The organism is Streptomyces sp. NPDC093598 (assembly GCF_044764825.1).
In the GTDB taxonomy this organism is placed as follows: domain Bacteria; phylum Actinomycetota; class Actinomycetes; order Streptomycetales; family Streptomycetaceae; genus Streptomyces.
This window is the reverse complement of record NZ_JBIWIV010000009.1, coordinates 134306-153213: the sequence shown is the minus strand read 5'-3', so window position 1 is coordinate 153213 and position 18908 is coordinate 134306. Positions and strand designations below refer to the sequence as shown.

Annotated in this window: 15 protein-coding genes and 1 pseudogene; 3 read left to right on the top strand and 13 right to left on the bottom strand. The window is 69.9% G+C overall.

Going from position 1 to position 18908, the window contains the following annotated elements; all coding sequences use genetic code 11:
• Window positions 1-15 precede the first annotated feature (15 nt).
• The 6 genes from alaS to ACIRDU_RS25210 form a co-directional block, all read right to left on the bottom strand.
• Window positions 16-2688 (bottom strand): alanine--tRNA ligase, encoded by a 2673-nt coding sequence (gene alaS / locus ACIRDU_RS25235; protein WP_403582962.1) that lies wholly within the window; start codon window positions 2686-2688, stop codon window positions 16-18.
• Window positions 2688-3041: a hypothetical protein gene (locus ACIRDU_RS25230; RefSeq protein WP_403582960.1), complete on the bottom strand. Its 354-nt coding sequence runs from the start codon at window positions 3039-3041 to the stop codon at window positions 2688-2690. Before ACIRDU_RS25230 ends, alaS begins: the two co-directional genes overlap by 1 nt.
• An 8-nt stretch (window positions 3042-3049) precedes the next feature.
• Window positions 3050-3481: a DUF948 domain-containing protein gene (locus tag ACIRDU_RS25225; RefSeq protein ID WP_403582958.1), complete on the bottom strand. Its 432-nt coding sequence runs from the start codon at window positions 3479-3481 to the stop codon at window positions 3050-3052.
• 183 nt (window positions 3482-3664) lie between these two features.
• Window positions 3665-4279, bottom strand: a complete 615-nt coding sequence (gene rpsD / locus ACIRDU_RS25220; RefSeq protein WP_010046470.1) for a 30S ribosomal protein S4 — start codon at window positions 4277-4279, stop codon at window positions 3665-3667.
• A 312-nt stretch (window positions 4280-4591) separates the two neighbouring features.
• Window positions 4592-5944, bottom strand: a complete 1353-nt coding sequence (locus ACIRDU_RS25215; protein ID WP_403582954.1) for a replication-associated recombination protein A — start codon at window positions 5942-5944, stop codon at window positions 4592-4594.
• Window positions 5945-6001: 57 nt separating this feature from the next.
• Window positions 6002-6658: a vitamin K epoxide reductase family protein gene (locus ACIRDU_RS25210; protein ID WP_403582951.1), complete on the bottom strand. Its 657-nt coding sequence runs from the start codon at window positions 6656-6658 to the stop codon at window positions 6002-6004.
• A 297-nt stretch (window positions 6659-6955) separates the two neighbouring features.
• Here ACIRDU_RS25210 and ACIRDU_RS25205 point away from each other — a divergent pair.
• Window positions 6956-7051 (top strand): annotated as a pseudogene (locus tag ACIRDU_RS25205) (ABC transporter ATP-binding protein); the annotation flags it as partial.
• A gap of 210 nt (window positions 7052-7261) precedes the next feature.
• Here ACIRDU_RS25205 and hisS read toward each other — a convergent pair.
• On the bottom strand, window positions 7262-8524 hold the full coding sequence (hisS, locus tag ACIRDU_RS25200; protein ID WP_403582948.1) for a histidine--tRNA ligase: 1263 nt from the start codon (window positions 8522-8524) through the stop codon (window positions 7262-7264).
• 11 nt (window positions 8525-8535) lie between these two features.
• Window positions 8536-9243, bottom strand: coding sequence for an MBL fold metallo-hydrolase (locus ACIRDU_RS25195; RefSeq protein WP_403582945.1), 708 nt, complete (start codon window positions 9241-9243; stop codon window positions 8536-8538).
• Window positions 9244-9410: 167 nt separating this feature from the next.
• Between ACIRDU_RS25195 and ACIRDU_RS25190 the strand changes: the two genes are divergently transcribed.
• Complete coding sequence (locus ACIRDU_RS25190; RefSeq protein ID WP_403582942.1) at window positions 9411-10256, top strand: peptidylprolyl isomerase; 846 nt, start codon at window positions 9411-9413, stop codon at window positions 10254-10256.
• A 136-nt stretch (window positions 10257-10392) separates the two neighbouring features.
• Window positions 10393-11622, top strand: a complete 1230-nt coding sequence (locus ACIRDU_RS25185; RefSeq protein WP_403582939.1) for a DUF349 domain-containing protein — start codon at window positions 10393-10395, stop codon at window positions 11620-11622.
• A gap of 67 nt (window positions 11623-11689) precedes the next feature.
• Here ACIRDU_RS25185 and relA read toward each other — a convergent pair whose 3' ends face one another.
• From relA to ACIRDU_RS25160, 5 genes are all read right to left on the bottom strand, one after another.
• Window positions 11690-14206, bottom strand: a complete 2517-nt coding sequence (gene relA, locus ACIRDU_RS25180; RefSeq protein ID WP_403582937.1) for a GTP pyrophosphokinase — start codon at window positions 14204-14206, stop codon at window positions 11690-11692.
• A gap of 194 nt (window positions 14207-14400) precedes the next feature.
• The gene (locus ACIRDU_RS25175; RefSeq protein ID WP_403582935.1) at window positions 14401-14940 is read right to left on the bottom strand and encodes an adenine phosphoribosyltransferase; all 540 of its coding nucleotides are present in this window, start codon (window positions 14938-14940) and stop codon (window positions 14401-14403) included.
• The gene (gene secF, locus ACIRDU_RS25170) at window positions 14937-16052 is read right to left on the bottom strand and encodes a protein translocase subunit SecF (RefSeq protein ID WP_403582932.1); all 1116 of its coding nucleotides are present in this window, start codon (window positions 16050-16052) and stop codon (window positions 14937-14939) included. Before secF ends, ACIRDU_RS25175 begins: the two co-directional genes overlap by 4 nt.
• 1 nt (window position 16053) lies before the next feature.
• The gene (secD, locus tag ACIRDU_RS25165) at window positions 16054-17820 is read right to left on the bottom strand and encodes a protein translocase subunit SecD (protein WP_403582929.1); all 1767 of its coding nucleotides are present in this window, start codon (window positions 17818-17820) and stop codon (window positions 16054-16056) included.
• A 342-nt stretch (window positions 17821-18162) separates the two neighbouring features.
• On the bottom strand, window positions 18163-18867 hold the full coding sequence (locus ACIRDU_RS25160; RefSeq protein WP_403582926.1) for a hypothetical protein: 705 nt from the start codon (window positions 18865-18867) through the stop codon (window positions 18163-18165).
• Window positions 18868-18908: the final 41 nt, after the last annotated feature.

The window sequence follows — 18908 nt, the reverse complement described above, 5'->3', positions numbered from 1 at the left end:
TTTCCGACCCGTCTCTTACTTGGCGGTCTCGGTGACCAGGCGCTCGACGGCGTCCACGGCGTCGCCGACGGCGGCCGGGTTCTGGCCGCCTCCCTGGGCGACGTCCGGCTTGCCGCCACCGCCGCCGCCGAGGGTCTTGGCGGCCGTGCGGACCAGGTCGCCGGCCTTCAGACCGCGCTCGCGGGCGGCCTCGTTGGTGGCGATGACCGTCAGCGGCTTGCCGTTCGCCACCGTGAAGAGGGCCACGACGGCGGCCCGGCCGCCCTGGATGCGTCCGCGCACGTCAAGGACGAGCTTGCGCAGGTCGTCGGCGGTCGTGCCATCCGGGACCTGACCGGTCACGACAGCAATGCCGCGGATGTCCTTGGCGGACTCGGCGAGACCCGCGGCGGCCTGGAGGACCTTCTCGGCGCGGAACTTCTCGATCTCCTTCTCGGCGTCCTTCAGCTTGCCGAGCATGGCGGAGACCTTCTCCGGGAGCTCCTCCGCACGGCCCTTGATCAGCTCCTGGAGCTGGGCGACGACCGTGTGCTCCCTGGCGAGGAAGTTGTAGGCGTCCACGCCGACCAGGGCCTCGATACGGCGCACACCCGAGCCGATGGAGGACTCGCCGAGCAGCTTCACCAGGCCCAGCTGGGCGGTGTTGTGCACGTGCGTGCCGCCGCACAGCTCCTTGGAGAAGTCGCCGATGGTCACGACGCGCACGCGCTCGCCGTACTTCTCGCCGAACTCGGCGATGGCGCCCTGCTTCTTGGCCTCGTCGATGCCCATGACGTCGGCGCGGACGTCGAGGTCGCGGGCGAGCACCTCGTTGATCTTCTGCTCGACGTCGGTCATCACGGCCGTCGGAACGGCGGACGGGGAGCCGAAGTCGAAGCGGAAGCGGCCGGGCTGGTTCTCGGAACCGGCCTGGGCGGCCGTCGGGCCGAGGGCGTCGCGCAGGGCCTGGTGGGTCAGGTGCGTGGCCGAGTGGGCGCGGGCGATGGCCTTGCGGCGGCGGTCGTCGATCGAGGCGTGGGCCTTGGCACCGACGGTGACCTCGCCGACCTGGACGACGCCCTTGTGGACGTAGACGCCGGGGACGGGCTTCTGGCAGTCGCGGATCTCGATGACGGCGCCGGTGTCGACCTTGATGCGGCCGGTGTCGCCGATCTGGCCGCCGCCCTCGGCGTAGAACGGGGTGCGGTCCAGGACGATCTCGACCTCGTCGCCCTCGGTGGCGGCCGGGGAGGAGGCGCCGTCGACCAGGATGCCGACGATCGTGGACTCGCTCTCGGTGTCGGTGTAACCGATGAAGTCGGTGGCACCGGCCTGGTCGGCGATCTCGCGGTAGGCGCCGGCACCGGCGTGCCCGGTCTTCTTGGCCTGGGCGTCGGCCTTGGCGCGCTCCCGCTGCTCCTTCATCAGGCGCCGGAAGCCGTCCTCGTCCACGGAGAGCCCCTGCTCGGCGGCCATCTCCAGGGTGAGGTCGATCGGGAAGCCCCAGGTGTCGTGGAGCAGGAAGGCCTTGTCGCCCGGCAGGACGCTGCCGCCCGCGGCCTTGGTGTCGCTGACGGCCGTGTCGAGGATGTTGGTGCCGGCCTTCAGCGTCTTGAGGAAGGCGTTCTCCTCGGCGAGGGCGACCTTCTCGATGCGCTCGCGGTCGGTGATGAGCTCGGGGTACTGCTGGCCCATCATCTCGATCACGGTGTCGACCAGGTCCTTCACGACCGGACCGGTGGCGCCGAGCAGGCGCATGTTGCGGATGGCACGGCGCATGATGCGGCGCAGCACGTAGCCGCGGCCCTCGTTGCCGGGGGTGACGCCGTCGCCGATGAGCATCACGGAGGTGCGCATGTGGTCGGTGACCACGCGCAGGGAGACGTCCGAGCCGTGGGCGTCGCCGTAGCGGACGCCGGTCAGCTCGGTGGCCTTGTTGATGACGGCCATCGAGGTGTCGATCTCGTACATGTTCTGCACGCCCTGCAGAATCATGGCGAGGCGTTCGAGACCGAGGCCGGTGTCGATGTTCTTGCTGGGCAGGTCGCCGAGGATCTCGAAGTTGTCCTTGCCGATGCCCTCGCCCCGCTCGTACTGCATGAAGACCAGGTTCCAGATCTCCACGTACCGCTCGTCGTTGACGGCGGGGCCGCCCTCGGCGCCGAACTCGGGGCCGCGGTCGTAGTTGATCTCGGAACACGGTCCGCAGGGGCCGGGGACGCCCATGGACCAGTAGTTGTCCTTCATGCCGAGGCGCTGGATGCGCTCCTTCGGCACACCGACGACCTCGTGCCAGATGCGCTCGGCCTCGTCGTCGTCCTTGTAGACGGTGATCCACAGGCGCTCGGGGTCGAGGCCGTAACCGCCCTTGTCCTGGGCGCTGGTGAGCAGCTCCCAGGCGAGCTTGATGGCGCCTTCCTTGAAGTAGTCGCCGAAGGAGAAGTTGCCGCACATCTGGAAGAACGTGCCGTGCCGGGTGGTCTTGCCGACCTCTTCGATGTCCGGCGTGCGCACGCACTTCTGCACGCTGGTGGCGCGGCTGAAGGGCGGCTTGACCTCACCCAGGAAGTAGGGCTTGAAGGGCACCATTCCGGCCGGGACGAGGAGCAGAGTCGGGTCGTCCGCGATGAGCGACGCCGAAGGGACGACGGTGTGACCGCGCTCCTCGAAGAAGCTCAACCAGCGGCGGCGAATCTCAGCCGACTCCATCAGTGGTCCTCATTCCGGTTGTACGGGTACGTCTGGTACGTCGAACCCTCGACGTACTTCGGGTGGTTGCGGTTCTCGATGGCGGTGTGACGCCGGGGTGCGGGGAGCTCGGGATTCTCGTTGATCCCGAGGGCATCGCCCAGCTCGGCCTCCCGCACGGCCATGTTGTCCCGGACGTCGAGCGCGAAGCCCACAGCACGGTCCTTGATGCGGTGACCGGCCTCGATCGCCTTGTTCCCGGCGGTTCTGGCGAGGCTCTCGGGGGTCAGCTGCTTCAGCTTGCGATTGACCTTGGTGGTGGCCCACACACCGGCGGCGACGCCCGTGCTGAACCAGAAGGTACGGCGGAACATCGCTGCTCTCAGTCCCTCTTCCCTCGGGCGCTGCGCCGAGTGACCGTACGGCCCACGATCACGGTACGCCTGGACGCGTTGGCGGGCACGTCCTCCTTGCGGCCGCCGAGGGCCCGGCGCACGCCGTAGCCGAAGGCGGCGACCTTGACCAGGGGGCCGCCGAAGGTGGAGGCGACGGTGGTCGACAGCGCCGAGGCGTTCGACGTGACCTCCTGGACGTCGGAGGCGATCGAGTCGACCCGGTCGATCTGGGTCTGCGCTGAGCGCACCGCCGCGGAGGCGTCGGCCAGCAGCGGGACGGCCTGATCCGTCACGTCCGCCACGAGCTTGGTGGTCGCCTTGAGCGTCTGGGCCACCCTCGCCAGCGCGACGGCGAGGAAGGAGACCAGGATCGCCCAGAAGACGGCCACCAGAATCCCGGCAACCTCTCCACCGGACACTGTTGCACCCGCTCCCTGAAACGTGCCTGAACATCAAAAAGTCGTGCGACGAGCCTATCGCGCCGGAGGTTGCGCTCCATACCGGATTCCCGCGCGGGGAGAGGGGAATCGCGAAAGCCCGCCGCCTCTCCCACCCGGGGGGTGGGGAGACGACGGGCTGAGATACCGCGTGCCTGCCGAGGATCAGCGGGCGTAGTACTCGACGACGAGCTGCTCGTCGCAGATCACCGGGATCTCCTTGCGGTTCGGCTCGCGGTCCAGGCGGAACGCCAGGGCCTTGAGGTTCACCTGGAGGTAGCGCGGGGTCTCACCGTCGGGGGCGAAGCCACCCTCACGAGCGATCGTGAAGAGGGTCTTCTCCTTGGAGCGCTCGCGGACCTGCACGACGTCGTCCGGACGGACACGGAAGGAGGGCTTGTCGACCTTCTTGCCGTTGACGGCGATGTGGCCGTGCACGACCATCTGGCGGGCCTGGTAGATCGTGCGGGCGATGCCCGAACGCAGAACCAGGGCGTCGAGACGGCGCTCCAGCTCGATGATCAGGGCCTCACCGGTCTTGCCCTGGACCTTGGAGGCACGCTCGTAGGCGCGGACGAGCTGGCGCTCGGACACGTCGTACTGCGCGCGCAGACGCTGCTTCTCGAGCAGACGGACCTTGTAGTCCGAGTTCTGCTTGCGGCCGCGGCCGTGCTCACCCGGCGGGTAGGGACGGGCCTCGAAGTACTTGACGGCCTTCGGGGTCAGCGCGATGCCGAGGGCACGCGACTTCTTGACCTTGGGGCGGGACTGGTTCGCCACTGTTTTCCGCTTTCCTTGTATCGGCTTGTCAGGGTTGTGGGAGGTCGCATCCGCAGCCGGGGAAACCCGCCTCGGCCCGTGTGGGCTTCGGTGGGCAGCCGCTCCCCTGGTCTGGGCACATACGTGCAGCACGCGAGTGGCCCACCGACCGGTCCCGTCGTGCGACGAGTGGTGGTGGGCTGCCCGCGACACCGTTCGACGGTGCGCGACGCTCCTGGAGCCGATCCGGGGGCTGTGCCCCTGACTGGCTCCGGCTGACTGTCCCGTTCTGACTGCACGGGACGCAGCACTCCGGACGAGTTTACAGGGTGCTCAGGACCGCTTTCGACCGAGGTTCTTCCGGGTCCACTCCACCGCGTCCGCATAGCGGGCCTCCGCGCCGTGCCGGGTCGGCTCGTAGTACTCGCGGTCCTTCAACTCGTCCGGGGCGTACTGCTGGGCCGCGATGCCCTCGGGCAGATCGTGCGGGTAGACGTAGCCCTGGCCGTGGCCGAGCTTGGTCGCGCCCTTGTAGTGGCTGTCGCGCAGGTGGGCGGGCACGGGCCCGGTCAGCCCCTTGCGTACGTCCGCCAGGGCGGCGCCGATCGCGGTGGTCGCGGCGTTCGACTTGGGCGCCAGGGCGAGGGCGATCGTGGCGTGGCTGAGGGTGAGGGCGGCTTCGGGGAAGCCGATCAATGCGACGGCCTGGGCGGCGGCGACCGCCGTCTGCAGAGCGGTCGGGTCGGCCAGGCCGATGTCCTCGCTGGCGGAGATCATCAGACGCCGGGCGATGAAGCGGGGGTCCTCGCCGGCCTCGATCATCCGGGCCAGGTAGTGCAGGGCGGCGTCGACGTCGGAGCCGCGGATGGACTTGATCAGGGCGCTGGCCACGTCGTAGTGCTGGTCGCCGTCGCGGTCGTACTTCACGGCGGCCCGGTCGACCGTCTCCTCCAGGGTGGTCAGGCCGATCTCCGCCTCCCCCTTGTCGAGGGCGGCCCCGGCGGCCGCCTCCAGGGCGGTCAGGGCGCGGCGGGCGTCGCCGCCGGCGATGCGCAGGAGGTGGCTCTCGGTCTCCTCGGGGAGCGTGACGGCGCCCTTGAGGCCGCGCTCGTCGGTGAGGGCCCGGCGGATGAGGTCCTTGACGTCGTCGTCCGTGAGCGGTTCGAGGGTGAGCAGCAGGGAGCGCGACAGCAGGGGCGAGATCACCGAGAAGTAGGGGTTCTCCGTCGTCGCCGCGATGAGCGTCACCCAGCGGTTCTCGACGGCGGGGAGCAGGGAGTCCTGCTGGGCCTTGCTGAAGCGGTGGATCTCGTCGAGGAAGAGGACGGTCTCCTTGCCGTACCCGCCGGAGGCGCGGCGGGCGCCGTCGATGACCGCGCGGACCTCCTTGACGCCGGCCGTGATCGCCGACAGCTCCACGAAGCGGGCGTCGGTCGCCTTGGAGACGACGTAGGCCAGGGTGGTCTTGCCGGTGCCGGGCGGGCCCCACAGGATCACCGAGGAGGGTCCGGCCGGGCCGGAGGCCTCCCCGACCAGTCTGCGCAGGGGTGAGCCCGGCTTCAGCAGATGCTGCTGGCCCACGACCTCGTCGAGGGTGCGCGGGCGCATCCGCACGGCCAGGGGGCTGCTGGACGGCTCCTTCTCCTGGCGTTCTTCGGCTGCGGCGGTGAACAGGTCGGGCTCCACGTCAGAAACCCTAATTCACGGCACTGACAGTCCACCCAGTGACCGGAACGGCCCCGCTCAGCTGAGCCAGAAGTCCCACCAGCGGGTCAGGACCAGCATGCCGATGATGCCGATGTGCAGCACGGGCATGACCCACGTGAACTCGGCGAAGAAGCCCTTGAGCCAGCTCGGGGCCGGCAGGAAGCCCTTGCGGATGTTGAACGACGTCACGTACCAGAACATCAGGATCGTGGCGACCCAGGCCAGGCTGCACCACAGGCACAGCGCGTTGATCCGGTACAGGGACTGGAACATCAGCCAGGCGCAGAAGCTCACGCCGAAGAGGCAGCCGGCGTTGAAGGTGAGCCAGTACCAGCGCGGGAAGCGGGCGCGGGCGAGCAGGCTCATGCCGACGCAGATGACGATGCCGTAGGCGACGAGGCCGAGCATCGGATTCGGGAAACCGAAGACCGCGGCCTGCTTGCTCTCCATGACGCTGCCGCAGGAGACGACGGGGTTGAGGCTGCAGCCCGGCGTGAACGTCTTGCCCTCGACCTTGGCCTCGAGGATCTTGAACTTGTCGATCGTGATGACCCACGAGGCGAGCAGTCCGGCCGCGCCGGTGATCACCAGCAGCAGGGCGAGGGCCCGGCTGCCGCCCTCCGCGCGGGGCGCGATCTCGGCACGCTCCGTCTCGGGCTCCGTGGAGACGTCCTTGACTGTCGTCTTGCTCATCCCGCCGATTCCGTCGCTTGAGACCCGGACAACTTCGGTCAGGGCCATTGTGCCGCACGAGGACCGGTGTCCACCGTTCAGTGGACATAAGCGTGTCCGGAACGTCGTCCCTGAGGAGCAGGTTCCGGCCGACGCTCGTCGCATGACAGCACAGGGGTTCGAACTCGCCGTGGACGCGCGGCGCTGCGCGAGCGCTACGGGGGTGTGACCGCCGTCGCTGGCATCGCTCTCGGCATCCGGCGGGGCGTTCACGCGTCGGGATCGTCTGGCTGGACGAATCGGCGCCGGCGAGTTGACGTCGGCCTGGTGGGTCTGGAGGCGAGGGCGGACAGCCGGATCATGGCGCTGTCGGGCGGACAGCGGCGGCGTCTGGACGTGGCGCTCGGTGTCCTCGCAGTTCTGGTCGCTGATCCGTTTGCGGACGCCCCTAGGGGGTGTCCGCAAGGCGGGGCCTGGCACGCGCATCTGCGGCGTTGTCGTCGGTCGCCGACTCCCCCGAGCTCTCGACTCCCTCCTCCGCCTTGCAGCTCCGCGCGCCAGGCCCCGCTCACCGGCGTCGAGAAGCACCGCCGATTCCCTGCGAGCTGATCCAAACGACAGGCGCTACCCCAGGCGGGCTTCCAGCTCTGCCACGATCTCGTTCACGCCCACCGCCGTCTGCTCGCCCGACTCCATGTCCTTGAGCTGGACGACGCCCTCGGCGAGGTCGCGTTCGCCGGCGACGACCGTGTAGCGGGCGCCGCTGCGGTTGGCGTTCTTCATCGCGCCCTTGAGGCCCTTGCCGCCGTAGGAGAAGTCGGCCGCGATGCCGTTCTTGCGCAGCTCCGTGACCTTGGCGAACAGGACCCGGCGGGCCTCCTCGCCGAGCGGGACGGCGAACACGCTGGTGGTGGCGGGCAGTTGGAGCTCGACGCCCTCCGCCTCCAGTGCGAGGACCGTGCGGTCGACGCCGAGGGCCCAGCCGACGGACGGCAGCGCGGGGCCGCCGATCATCTCGGACAGACCGTCGTAGCGGCCGCCGCCGCCCACGGCGGACTGCGAGCCGAGGCCGTCGTGGACGAACTCGAAGGTGGTGCGGGTGTAGTAGTCCAGGCCGCGGACCAGCTTCGGGTCGTCCTCGAAGGCGACGCCCGCCGCCGTGATCAGCTCGCGGACCTCCTCGTGGTACGCCTTGCACGCGTCGCACAGGTAGTCACGCAGCAGCGGCGCGTCCCCCAGCTGCTTCTGGACCGACTCACGCTTGTCGTCCAGGACGCGCAGCGGGTTGATCTCCGCACGGCGCAGGGTGTCCTCGTCCAGGTCCAGGCCGCGCAGGAACTCCTGCAGCGCCGACCGGTAGACGGGGCGGCACTCCTGGTCGCCCAGGCTGTTCAGCAGGATCCGGAAGTTGCTCAGGCCCAGCGACCGGTAGGCCTGGTCGGCCAGGATGAGCAGCTCGGCGTCCAGCGCCGGGTCCTCCGCGCCGATCGCCTCGGCGCCGACCTGCGAGAAGTGACGGTAACGGCCCTTCTGCGGACGCTCGTAGCGGTAGTACGAGCCGGAGTACCAGAGCTTGACCGGGAGGTTGCCGGCCTTGTGCAGGTTGGCCTCCAGCGCGGCGCGCAGGACCGAGGCCGTGCCCTCGGGGCGCAGGGCGAGCCGGTCGCCGCCCTTGGTCTCGAAGGCGTACATCTCCTTGGTCACGATGTCGGTGGACTCACCGACTCCGCGCGCGAAGAGTTCGACGTTCTCGAAGCCCGGCGTCTCGATGTAGCCGTAGCCGGAGTTGCGCAGCGGCGCGGCGATCGCCTCACGGACCGCCAGGTACTTGGCACTGTCCGGCGGGATCAGGTCGTACGTGCCCTTGGGGGCCTTGAAGGTGCTCACGGAAGGTCTCGTCACATTCCTCGTCGGGGAGCCTGAGATGCTCCCTGGCCGGTCGCCACCTGCCGCAGATACGGGTTGGTGGAGCGCTCCTGGCCGATGGTCGTCTGGGGGCCGTGGCCGGACAGCACCACGGTCGAGTCGTCGAGCGGCAGGCACACGCGGGCCAGCGATTCGAGCATCTCGGCCATGTCACCGCCGGGCAGGTCGGTGCGTCCGATGGAGCCGGCGAACAGCAGGTCGCCCGAGAAGAGGATCGGCGGGATGTCCGCCGCCTCGGGCATACCGAAGGTCACCGACCCCTTGGTATGGCCGGGCGCGTGCGCGACGGACAGCTCCAGGCCCGCCAGCTCCAGCTTCGCCCCGTCGGACAGCTCCTTGACGTCATCCGGCTCCCCCACGGTCAGCTCGCCCATCAGCGGCATCCCGATGGAACGCCCGAGCGCCTTCTCGGGGTCGCTCATCATGTACCGGTCGTCGGGGTGGATCCAGGCCGGCACGTCGTGCGCGCCGCACACCGGGACGACCGAGGCCACGTGGTCGATGTGGCCATGGGTGAGGACGACGGCGACGGGCTTGAGCCGATGCTTGGCGATCGCTTCCGCGACGCCGTCGGCGGCCTGATGGCCGGGGTCGATGATCACGCACTCCTCACCGGCGGCGGGGGCGACGAGGTAGCAGTTCGTCCCCCAGGCCCCGGCGGGGAACCCGGCAATGAGCACGATCGTCCTTCGTTGTGTCGATACGGGCGGCTGCGGCTGCTCACAGAGCCTACCGGCGCTGCCGATTCCTCAGCGAACCCATATACGGTACGGGGCACACGCAGGCGGTCGGCACACAGGACGCACGCGTACCGGTCGACGTTCGAGACCCATGAGGAGAGAACCCGGTGGTCAGCCAGGAACAGCGGCGGCGTCAGCTCGCCCGGGAGAAGTTCTTGCGGCAGCAGATGCGACGCACGGACGCGCGACGCAAGGCCCGTATCCGCAACTCCGTGATCGCCTCGGCTCTCGGCGTGATCGTGGTGCTCTCGGTGACGGTCTTCCTGACCAAGCCGTTCGAGGACAACGGCAAGACGGAGAACGCGAACGCGGACGTCACGCCGAGCGCCACGCCCAGCAAGGCCCCGGACCCGTGCGAGAAGCCGGCCCCGGGCAAGGTCAAGTCGGAGACCTGGAAGAAGGAACCGGCGATGACCATCGACAAGTCCGCGAAGTACACGATGAAGCTGGACACGACCTGCGGCGAGATAGACGTCGCGCTGAAGGCGTCGGCGGCGCCGCACACCGTCAACTCGTTCAACTTCCTTCTCGGCAAGGGTTACCTGGACCACAGCAAGTGCCACCGGCTCACGGACCAGGGCATCTACGTCCTGCAGTGCGGCGACCCGCAGGGCACCGGCATGGGCGGACCGGGCTACACCATCCCGGACGAGAACCTCAAGGACAAGAGCCTCAAGGGCGGGACGTACCCGGCGGGCACGGTCGCGATGGCGAACCAGTACAACGCGCAGACGAAGCAGGGCCGCAACAGCGGCGGCAGCCAGTTCTTCCTCGTCTACCAGGACAGTCAGCTTCCGCCCGACTACACACCGTTCGGTACGGTGTCCGAGGCGGGCATGAAGGTTCTGAAGAAGATCGCCGACGCCGGAGCGCAGGCCCCCGACCCCCAGACGGGCAATACGGCGCCCAACGCGACGGTCGTGATCAACAAGGCCACGATCACGCGAACCTGACCCCCAACTGCGAAATTTCGGTCGCGCGGGATGCGGACACGCCCCCCGCCGGTCGCCTATGTTGGCCGTGACGAAACTGTGGACGATGCCCGGGGGAGCTACAGGCCCCCCGCAGGCATCATGTGGAGGAGGCGCTGTGAGCAGCGACCCGTGGGGCCGCGTCGACGAGACGGGGACCGTGTACGTGCGTACGGCCGACGGCGAGCAGGTCGTCGGTTCCTGGCAGGCGGGCTCCCCCGAGGAGGCGCTGGCCTATTTCGAGCGCAAGTACGAGGGCCTGGTTGTCGAGATCGGCCTCCTCGAGAAGCGAGTGAAGACCACCGACCTGTCGGCGAAGGACGCCCAGGCCGCCATCGACCACATCCGGGAGCAGGTCGACGCGCATCACGCGGTGGGCGACCTGGACGCCCTGCGGGTCCGGCTGGACAAGCTCGTGGAGCTGGTGGAGGCGCGCCGCGAGGAGCGCAAGGCCCAGCGGGCGAAGCAGTCCGACGAGGCCCGCCACGCCAAGGAGGCGCTGGTCGCCGAGGCGGAGGAGCTGTCGCGGTCGGACCAGTGGCGGGCGGCCGGTGAGCGGCTGCGGGCCCTGGTGGACACCTGGAAGGGTCTGCCGCGTCTGGACCGCAAGTCCGACGACGAGCTGTGGCACCGGTTCTCGCACGCGCGGTCGGCGTTCTCCAAGCGGCGCAAGCAGCACTTCGCGCAGCTGGACGCGCAGCGCGAGGAGGCCCGCAAGACCAAGGAGCGGCTGGTCTCCGAGGCCGAGGCGCTGTCGAACTCGACGGACTGGGGCGTGACGGCGGCGCGTTACCGCGAGCTGATGTCCGAGTGGAAGGCCGCGGGCCGCGCCCAGCGCGAGCACGAGGACGACCTGTGGAACCGCTTCCGCGGCGCCCAGGACGTCTTCTTCGCGGCCCGCGGCTCGGTCTTCGCCGAGCGTGACGCCGAGCAGTCGGAGAACCTCAAGCTCAAGGAGGAGCTGGCCGAGGAGGCCGAGAAGCTCCTGCCGATCACGGACCTGAAGGCGGCTCGCGCCGCGTTCCGGAACGTGAACGAGCGCTGGGAGGCCATCGGCCATGTGCCGCGCGACGCCCGGCCGAAGGTCGAAGGCCGGATGCACGCGGTCGAGCGGGCCATCCAGGAGGCCGAGGAGGCCGAGTGGCGCCGGACGAACCCGGAGGCACGCGCGCGTGCCGAGGGCCTGACCGGCCAGCTCCAGGCCGCCGTGGACAAGCTGCGGGGCCAGATCGAGCAGGCCCGGGCGCAGGGCAACAACGCCAAGGCTGACAAGCTGCAGCGTGAGCTCGACGGTCGCCAGGCGCTGCTGGACCAGGCGCTGAAGGGCCTTCAGGAGTTCGGAGGCTGAGCAGTCGATCGAAAGGGGCTCCCGTACACGTACGGGAGCCCCTTTCGTGTGGTCGTGCGACGACCGGTTACGACCTGCTGCGCGCCGACGTCACCCGGTACACGTCGTAGACGCCCTCCACGCCCCGGACCGCCTTGAGGACATGGCCGAGGTGCTTCGGGTCGCCCATCTCGAAGGTGAAGCGGGAGGTGGCGACCCGGTCCCGGGAGGTCTGCACGGCCGCGGACAGGATGTTGACGTGCTGGTCGGACAGCACGCGGGTGACATCCGACAGGAGCCGGGAGCGGTCCAGGGCCTCGACCTGGATGGCGACCAGGAAGACCGAGGACTGGGTGGGCGCCCACTCGACGTCGAGGATGCGCTCGGGCTCACGGGACAGTGAGTCGACGTTCACGCAGTCGCTGCGGTGAACCGATACGCCACTGCCGCGGGTGACGAAGCCGATGATGGGGTCGCCCGGGACGGGCGTACAGCAGCGGGCCAGCTTGACCCACACGTCCTCGACGCCCTTGACGACGACGCCCGGGTCGGCGCTGGAGCGGCGCTTGCGGCTGCGGCCGCGGGCCGGCGGGACCGACTCGTCGATCTCCTCGGTGGCGGCCTCCTCGCCGCCGAGGGCCTGGACCAGCTTCTGCACGATGTTCTGCGCGGAGACATGGCCCTCGCCGATCGCCGCGTACAGCGCGGAGATGTCGGCGTAGCGCATCTCGTGCGCGAGGGTCACCAGGGAGTCGCCGGTCAGGATGCGCTGGATCGGCAGGTTCTGCTTGCGCATGGCGCGGACGATGGAGTCCTTGCCCTGCTCGATCGCCTCGTCGCGGCGCTCCTTGGAGAACCAGGCGCGGATCTTGTTGCGGGCCCGTGGTGACTTGACGAAGCCGAGCCAGTCGCGGGAGGGGCCGGCGCCGGCCGCCTTGGAGGTGAAGACCTCCACCAGGTCGCCGTTGTCGAGGGTGGACTCCAGCGGGACCAGCCGGCCGTTGACGCGGGCGCCGATCGTGCGGTGGCCCACCTCGGTGTGCACCGCGTAGGCGAAGTCGACCGGGGTCGCACCGGCCGGGAGCGCTATGACGTCGCCCTTGGGGGTGAAGACGAAGACCTCGTTGCGCGAGAGGTCGAAGCGCAGGGACTCCAGGAACTCGCCAGGGTCCTCGGTCTCCTTCTGCCAGTCCAGGAGCTGGCGCAGCCACGCCATGTCGTTGAGGTGGTCGTCCTTGCCCTTGCCGGACGACTTGGGGGCGTCGCTGCGCACCTTGGAGGCGCCGGCGACGGCCTCCTGCTTGTACTTCCAGTGCGCGGCGATGCCGTACTCCGCGCGGCGGTGCATGTCGAAGGTGCGGATCTGCAGCTCGACCGGCTTGCCGCCGGGACCGATGACCGTCGTGTGCAGCGACTGGTACATGTTGAACTTGGGCATCGCGATGTAGTCCTTGAACCGGCCGGGGACCGGGTTCCATCGCGCGTGCACCGTGCCGAGGGCCGCGTAACAGTCGCGGACGGTGTCCACGAGGACGCGGATGCCCACCAGGTCGTAGATCTCCGCGAAGTCCCGGCCGCGGACGATCATCTTCTGGTAGACGCTGTAGTAGTGCTTCGGGCGTCCGGTGACCGTCGCCTTGATGCGGGCCGCGCGCAGGTCCTGCTGGACCTCGTCGGTGACGATGGCCAGGTACTCGTCACGCTTCGGTGCCCGCTCGGCCACCAGCCGTACGATCTCGTCGTACATCTTGGGGTAGAGGATCGCGAAGGCGAGGTCCTCCAGCTCCCACTTGATGGTGTTCATGCCCAGGCGGTGGGCGAGCGGCGCGTAGATCTCGAGGGTCTCGCGCGCCTTCTTCTCCTGCTTCTCACGCTTGAGGTAGCGCATGGTGCGCATGTTGTGCAGGCGGTCGGCGAGCTTGATGACCAGGACGCGCGGGTCCTTGGCCATGGCGACGACCATCTTGCGCACGGTCTCCGCCTGCGCGGCCTCGCCGAACTTGACCTTGTCCAGCTTGGTGACGCCGTCGACGAGCAGGGTGACCACGTCGCCGAAGTCGCGGCGCAGGTCGTCGAGGCCGTACTCGGTGTCCTCGACCGTGTCGTGCAGCAGGCCCGCCATCAGCGTGGCCGGATCCATGCCCAGCTCGGCGAGGATGGTCGTCACGGCGAGGGGGTGCGTGATGTACGGGTCGCCGCTCTTGCGCTTCTGGCCGCGGTGCCAGCGCTCGGCGACCTGGTAGGCGCGCTCGATCTGGCGGAGCGTGGCCGTCTCGATCTTCGGATCGTTGCTGCGCACTATCCGCAGCAGCGGCTCCAGCACCGGGTTGTACGGATTCGCGCGCTGCACACCGAGCCGGGCCAGACGGGCGCGCACGCGGTTGGAGGAGCCACTGCGGGCGGGCTGACCGGACGCCTGCCGCACCGGCGGGGAAGGCTTGGGGCGCGCCTGCTCGGCGGGCTTGTCGACCGGCGCCGCCTGGGCGTGCTCGACCGGCCCGCGGGTGTCGTTCTTCGCGTGGGGCGCGTTCGGCGCGGGCTTCGCCGCGGCAGCCGAGGCGGACTCGGGCTTGGCGGCGGTCAGGTGCTGGGCCTCGTCTGGCAAGAGGGCTCCTCGTGCGCGATCCGGGTCCCCCGGTCAGGCTCCGGAGCACCCATGGTAGCGATCCTGAGCTCCAGGATCGCCTTCAGGCCAATGTGAGGACCGTCTACCCGGGAAACGCACGAGGCGGGCACCGGATCCTCCGGGCCCGCCTCGCGCGGTGTCGTGCCGGTGTCCACCGGGCCGCCACGCGGTCGCTAGACCGTGAGCAGCGCCTCCAGCGGGGCACCGTTCAGCGCCGGCTCCAGGCGGCCGCGGCCGCTCAGGAAGCCGAGCTCCATGAGGACGGCGAGACCCGCCACCTCGGCGCCGGCCCGGCGGATGAGCTGGACCGAGGCCTCGGCGGTGCCGCCGGTGGCGAGGACGTCGTCGACGATCAGGACGCGGTCACCGGCCGTGAGGTCCTCGGCGTGCACCTCGATCTCCGCCGAGCCGTACTCCAGGTCGTAGGCCTGGGCGAGGGTGGCTCCGGGGAGCTTGCCCGCCTTGCGTACGGGGATGAAGCCGAGGCCGGCGCGGACGGCGACCGGGGCGCCGAGGATGAAGCCGCGGGCCTCCAGGCCGACGACCTTGGTGGCTCCGGTGCGCTCGGCGATCTCGGCGAGGGCGTCGGTGAGCGCCGTGAAGGCCGCCGGGTCCGCCAGGAGCGGGGTGATGTCCTTGAACATCACGCCCGGCTCCGGGTAGTCCGCCACATCGCGGATGCGGCTGAGGAGCAGCTCCTTGATGTCGGTCATCGGCGCTTCCCCGAGGGACGGCCGCGGCCGCGGTTGCGGGAGGCGGGCTGGTTGCGCGGGCCGACGACCGCGGGTGCGACGTCCTCGGGCTCGTCGCCGTACGACTCGTGGCCGTCCTGGTCCTGCGTCTCGCCCTTGGCGGCGGACTGGGCCCGCTTGGCCAGGACGCGCTTCTTCAGGGCCTTCATCGCCGGCTCGCGCTCCTTGAGGTCGGCGACGAGCGGCGTGGCGATGAAGATCGAGGAGTACGCACCGGCGGCGAGGCCGACGAACAGCGACAGCGAGATGTCGTTCAGCATGCCGGCGCCGAGGACGCCGCCACCGATGAACAGCAGGCCCGCGACCGGCAGCAGCGCGACCACCGTGGTGTTGATGGAGCGGACCAGGGTGCTGTTGATCGAGCGGTTGGCGACGTCGCTGTAGGTCCAGCGGGTCTGCTTGGTGAGGTCCCTCGTCTGTTCCTTGAGGCTGTCGAAGACCACGACCGTGTCGTAGAGCGAGTAGCCGAGGATGGTCAGCAGACCGATCACCGTGCCCGGGGTGACCTCGAAGCCGACGAGGGCGTAGATGCCGACCGTGATGGTGATGTCGTGGATCAGTGCCACGAACGCGGCCAGGGCCATGCGCCACTCGAAGGCGATCGCCAGGTAGATCACCACGAGGACCAGGAAGATGCCGAGGCCCTGCCACGCCTTGTTCGCGATCTGCTCACCCCAACTGGGGCCGACCAGCTCGGCGTTGATCTGCTCCGAGTCGATCTTGAGGTCGTCGGCGAGCGTGTTCTTGATCTCGTTGGCCGCGCCGGTGTCGATGCCGGCGACCTGGATGCGCAGGCTGCCGTCGCCGAGCTTCTGGACGATCGCGTCGTGGCCGGAGGCCTCTTCCGCGTACTCCTCGGCCTGGGACACCGAGGCGGCGGTGTTCTTCGGGGTGTTGAAGACGGCGCCGCCCTGGAACTCGATGCCCATGTTCAGGCCGCGGACCGTCAGGCCGACGATGGCCGTGATGGTGATCAGGATGGACAGGCCGTACCAGATCTTGCGGTTCTTGACGAAGTCGTAGCCGACCTCGCCACGGTGCAGCCGGGCGCCGAGGTTGCCGAGTTTCGACATCTCAGGCCTCCTTGGGGTCGACGGGGGCGGCGGGGCGGCGGGTGCGGCGCAGCGGCGGCTGCGCACCCAGGCTCTTCGGGTCGAGGCCGGACCACTTGTGGCCGTTCGCGAAGAACGGGCGGCGGGCCATCAGCGTCAGCAGCGGCTTGGTGAAGAGGAACACGACGACCACGTCGAGCAGGGTGGTCAGGCCGAGCGTGAACGCGAAGCCCTGGACCTTGCCGACGGTGACGATGAAGAGCACCGCGGCGGCGAGGAAGGACACGAAGTCGGAGACCAGGATGGTGCGCCGGGCGCGCGGCCAGGCCCGCTCGACGGCGGGGCGCAGCGAGCGGCCCTCCCGGATCTCGTCGCGGACGCGTTCGAAGTACACGATGAACGAGTCCGCCGTGATGCCGATGGCGACGATGGCACCGCAGACGGCCGGCAGGTTCAGCGCGAAGCCGATGGCCGGGCCGAGCAGGGCCATGAGCGTGTAGGTGAGGGCGGCCGAGACCAGCAGCGAGAGGATCGCGATGAACGACAGGCCGCGGTAGTAGGCCAGCAGATAGATGACGACCAGCGCCAGACCGATCGCGCCGGCGATCAGACCGGCCTTCAGCTGGTCACCGCCCAGCGCGGCGGTCACGGTCGTCATGCTGTCCACCTTGAAGGTGAGCGGCAGCGCGCCGTACGACAGCATGTTGGCGAGGTCCTGGGCGGACTGCTGGTTGAAGTTGCCCGAGATCTCGGCGTTTCCACCGGTCAGAGCCTGCCGTACGTACGGGTCGGAGACCACGTCGCCGTCGAGGACGATCGCGAACTGGTTCTGCGGCGACTGGTTCTGCGCCAGCTTGCCGGTGATGTTCGCGAACTTCTTGGCGCCGCCGTCCGTGAAGTCCATCGTGACCGTCCAGCCGGCACCGGTCTGCGTGTTCAGGACGGCCTGGGCCTTGTCGACGTCCGTGCCGTCGACCTCGGCGGGGCCGAGGATGTACTTCTGCCACTGGCCCTGCGCGTTCTGGCCGCAGGCCAGCGTCGGGGCGGAGGCCTTGACGCCGTCGCCCACGGTCGAGCGGATCTTCTCGTCGGTGCAGTCGAGCTTGGCGTACTTCGCCTGCAGCGCGCTCGCGTCGGCCTCGGCGGTGCCGCCGCTCGCCGACGGGGAGGGGCTGGCCTTGGCCTTGTCCGAGGCGCTCGCGGACGGCGTCGCGTCGGCCTTCAGCGCGTCCGTGACCGCACGGCCCTGCGTGGTGGGAGAGGCGGACGGGGACGCGGATCCCTTGTCGGTGGCCTCGGGCTTGTCGGTGGCCGCGCCGGACGGCTTGCCCGTGGGGCTGCCGGTGGGGCTCGGGGAGGGGCTGGCGGTGCCCTTGCCGCCGGAGACCTCGGTGGCGAGGACCGGGCGGAAGTAGAGCTTGGCGGTGGTGCCGACCTGCTTGCGGGCCTGCTCCGAGTTGGTGCCCTTGGGAATGTTGACGATGATGTTTTCCCGGCCCTGCGTCTGGACCTCGGACTCGGAGACGCCCAGACCATTGACACGGCGCTCCATGATGGAGACGGCGGTGTCCATGTTGGTCTTGTTGATCGCCGCCTCGTTGCCGGCCTCGGGGACCGCGCGGAGCGTGATGCTCGTACCACCGGCCAGGTCGATGCCGAGACGCGGCTTCGTGTGCCCCGAGGCGAACATCCCACCGGTGAGCGCCGCGATGGCGATCAGGATCAGGGCCAGCGAGCGCCCCGGCTTGCTCTGGGCGCTCGCGTTCCTGCCCTTTTTAGGTGTGGCCACCTTCTCGTACTCCCTCTCGGGCCACCTCGCTCCGGATCGGCGGACGGGCGGCCATGACATGGTGTCGGGATTCCGTGCGAGCTGGGCGCGTCCCGGGGTGGGGGGGGGCGGGCCCCCCCCCCCCCCCCCGCCCCCCCGGGGCGGGGGGGGGGGGGGGGGGGGGGGGGGGGGGTGTGGGGGGGGGGGGGGGGGGGGGGGGGGGGGGGGGGGGGGGGGGGGGGGGGGGGGGGCGCCCGGGGGGCGGGGGGGGGGGGCGCCCCCCCCCGGGGGGGGGGGGGGGGGGGGGGGGGGCCGCCGCGCGGCCCCCCCCCCCCCCACCCCCGTGGTCGCCGGCGTGTGCGCTCAGCGGCGGTCCGCGTCCAGCGGTTCCAGGTCCTGGTCCTCGTCCAGGTCGCCGTCGAGCTCGTCCTCGAGGTCTTCCCCTTCCTCGTCGTCCTCGTCGTCGATCTCGTCGTCGAAGACGGCGCTGACGTCGAAGCGGCAGACCACCTGCTGCGGGTCGACCTGCTCGAACGGCGCCTCCAGCCACTCGCCGGGTTCGGCCGGCTCGTCCGCCGCCGTCACCCAGAGCGTGGAGTCGCCCTCCTCCAGCCCGAACTCCTTGTGCCGGGAGGCGATCTCGTCGGGTTCGAACTCGCCGAACAGCAGCCCGAGCGCGCCGTGCACCGTCCCGGAGGCCGGGGCACCGTCCTCGCCCTCCGCCGACTCGATCCGCTGTGCCTGCGCCAGCAGCCGCTGTGGTTCGGCGACGGCGTAGTCACGGCGGATCAGTACGCTCAGCGCGTTCGGTTCCTCGGGGCCGGCGTACGGGGGCAGCGCGTCCTCCGCCTCGGGGATCTCGAAGGGCGTGACCTCGTCGTAGCGGTCGTAGAGCAGTTCGTCGTACACCTCTGCGGCCGCGGCCAACTGGTTGAACGCCTCGTAGACGGCCGGGTCGTCCTCCCCCGACCTGCGTTCGACCGCGGCCAGGTGGCGGTCGAGCGCGGTCTTGACCGCCTCGGCGGCGGCGCGTACCTCGGCAGCGGTGGGCTGCGCAGCATCAGACATAGTGCAGACGCTATCCGTACCGGGGCCCAGCCCGCACAATA

Coding starts and splice junctions, on each gene's coding strand:
- alaS (WP_403582962.1), bottom strand. CDS start 2,688: ATGGAGTCGGCTGAGATTCGCCGCCGCTGGTTGAGCTTCTTCGAGGAG.
- ACIRDU_RS25230 (WP_403582960.1), bottom strand. CDS start 3,041: ATGTTCCGCCGTACCTTCTGGTTCAGCACGGGCGTCGCCGCCGGTGTG.
- ACIRDU_RS25210 (WP_403582951.1), bottom strand. CDS start 6,658: ATGAGCAAGACGACAGTCAAGGACGTCTCCACGGAGCCCGAGACGGAG.
- ACIRDU_RS25175 (WP_403582935.1), bottom strand. CDS start 14,940: ATGACCGACATCAAGGAGCTGCTCCTCAGCCGCATCCGCGATGTGGCG.
- secF (WP_403582932.1), bottom strand. CDS start 16,052: ATGTCGAAACTCGGCAACCTCGGCGCCCGGCTGCACCGTGGCGAGGTC.
- ACIRDU_RS25160 (WP_403582926.1), bottom strand. CDS start 18,867: ATGTCTGATGCTGCGCAGCCCACCGCTGCCGAGGTACGCGCCGCCGCC.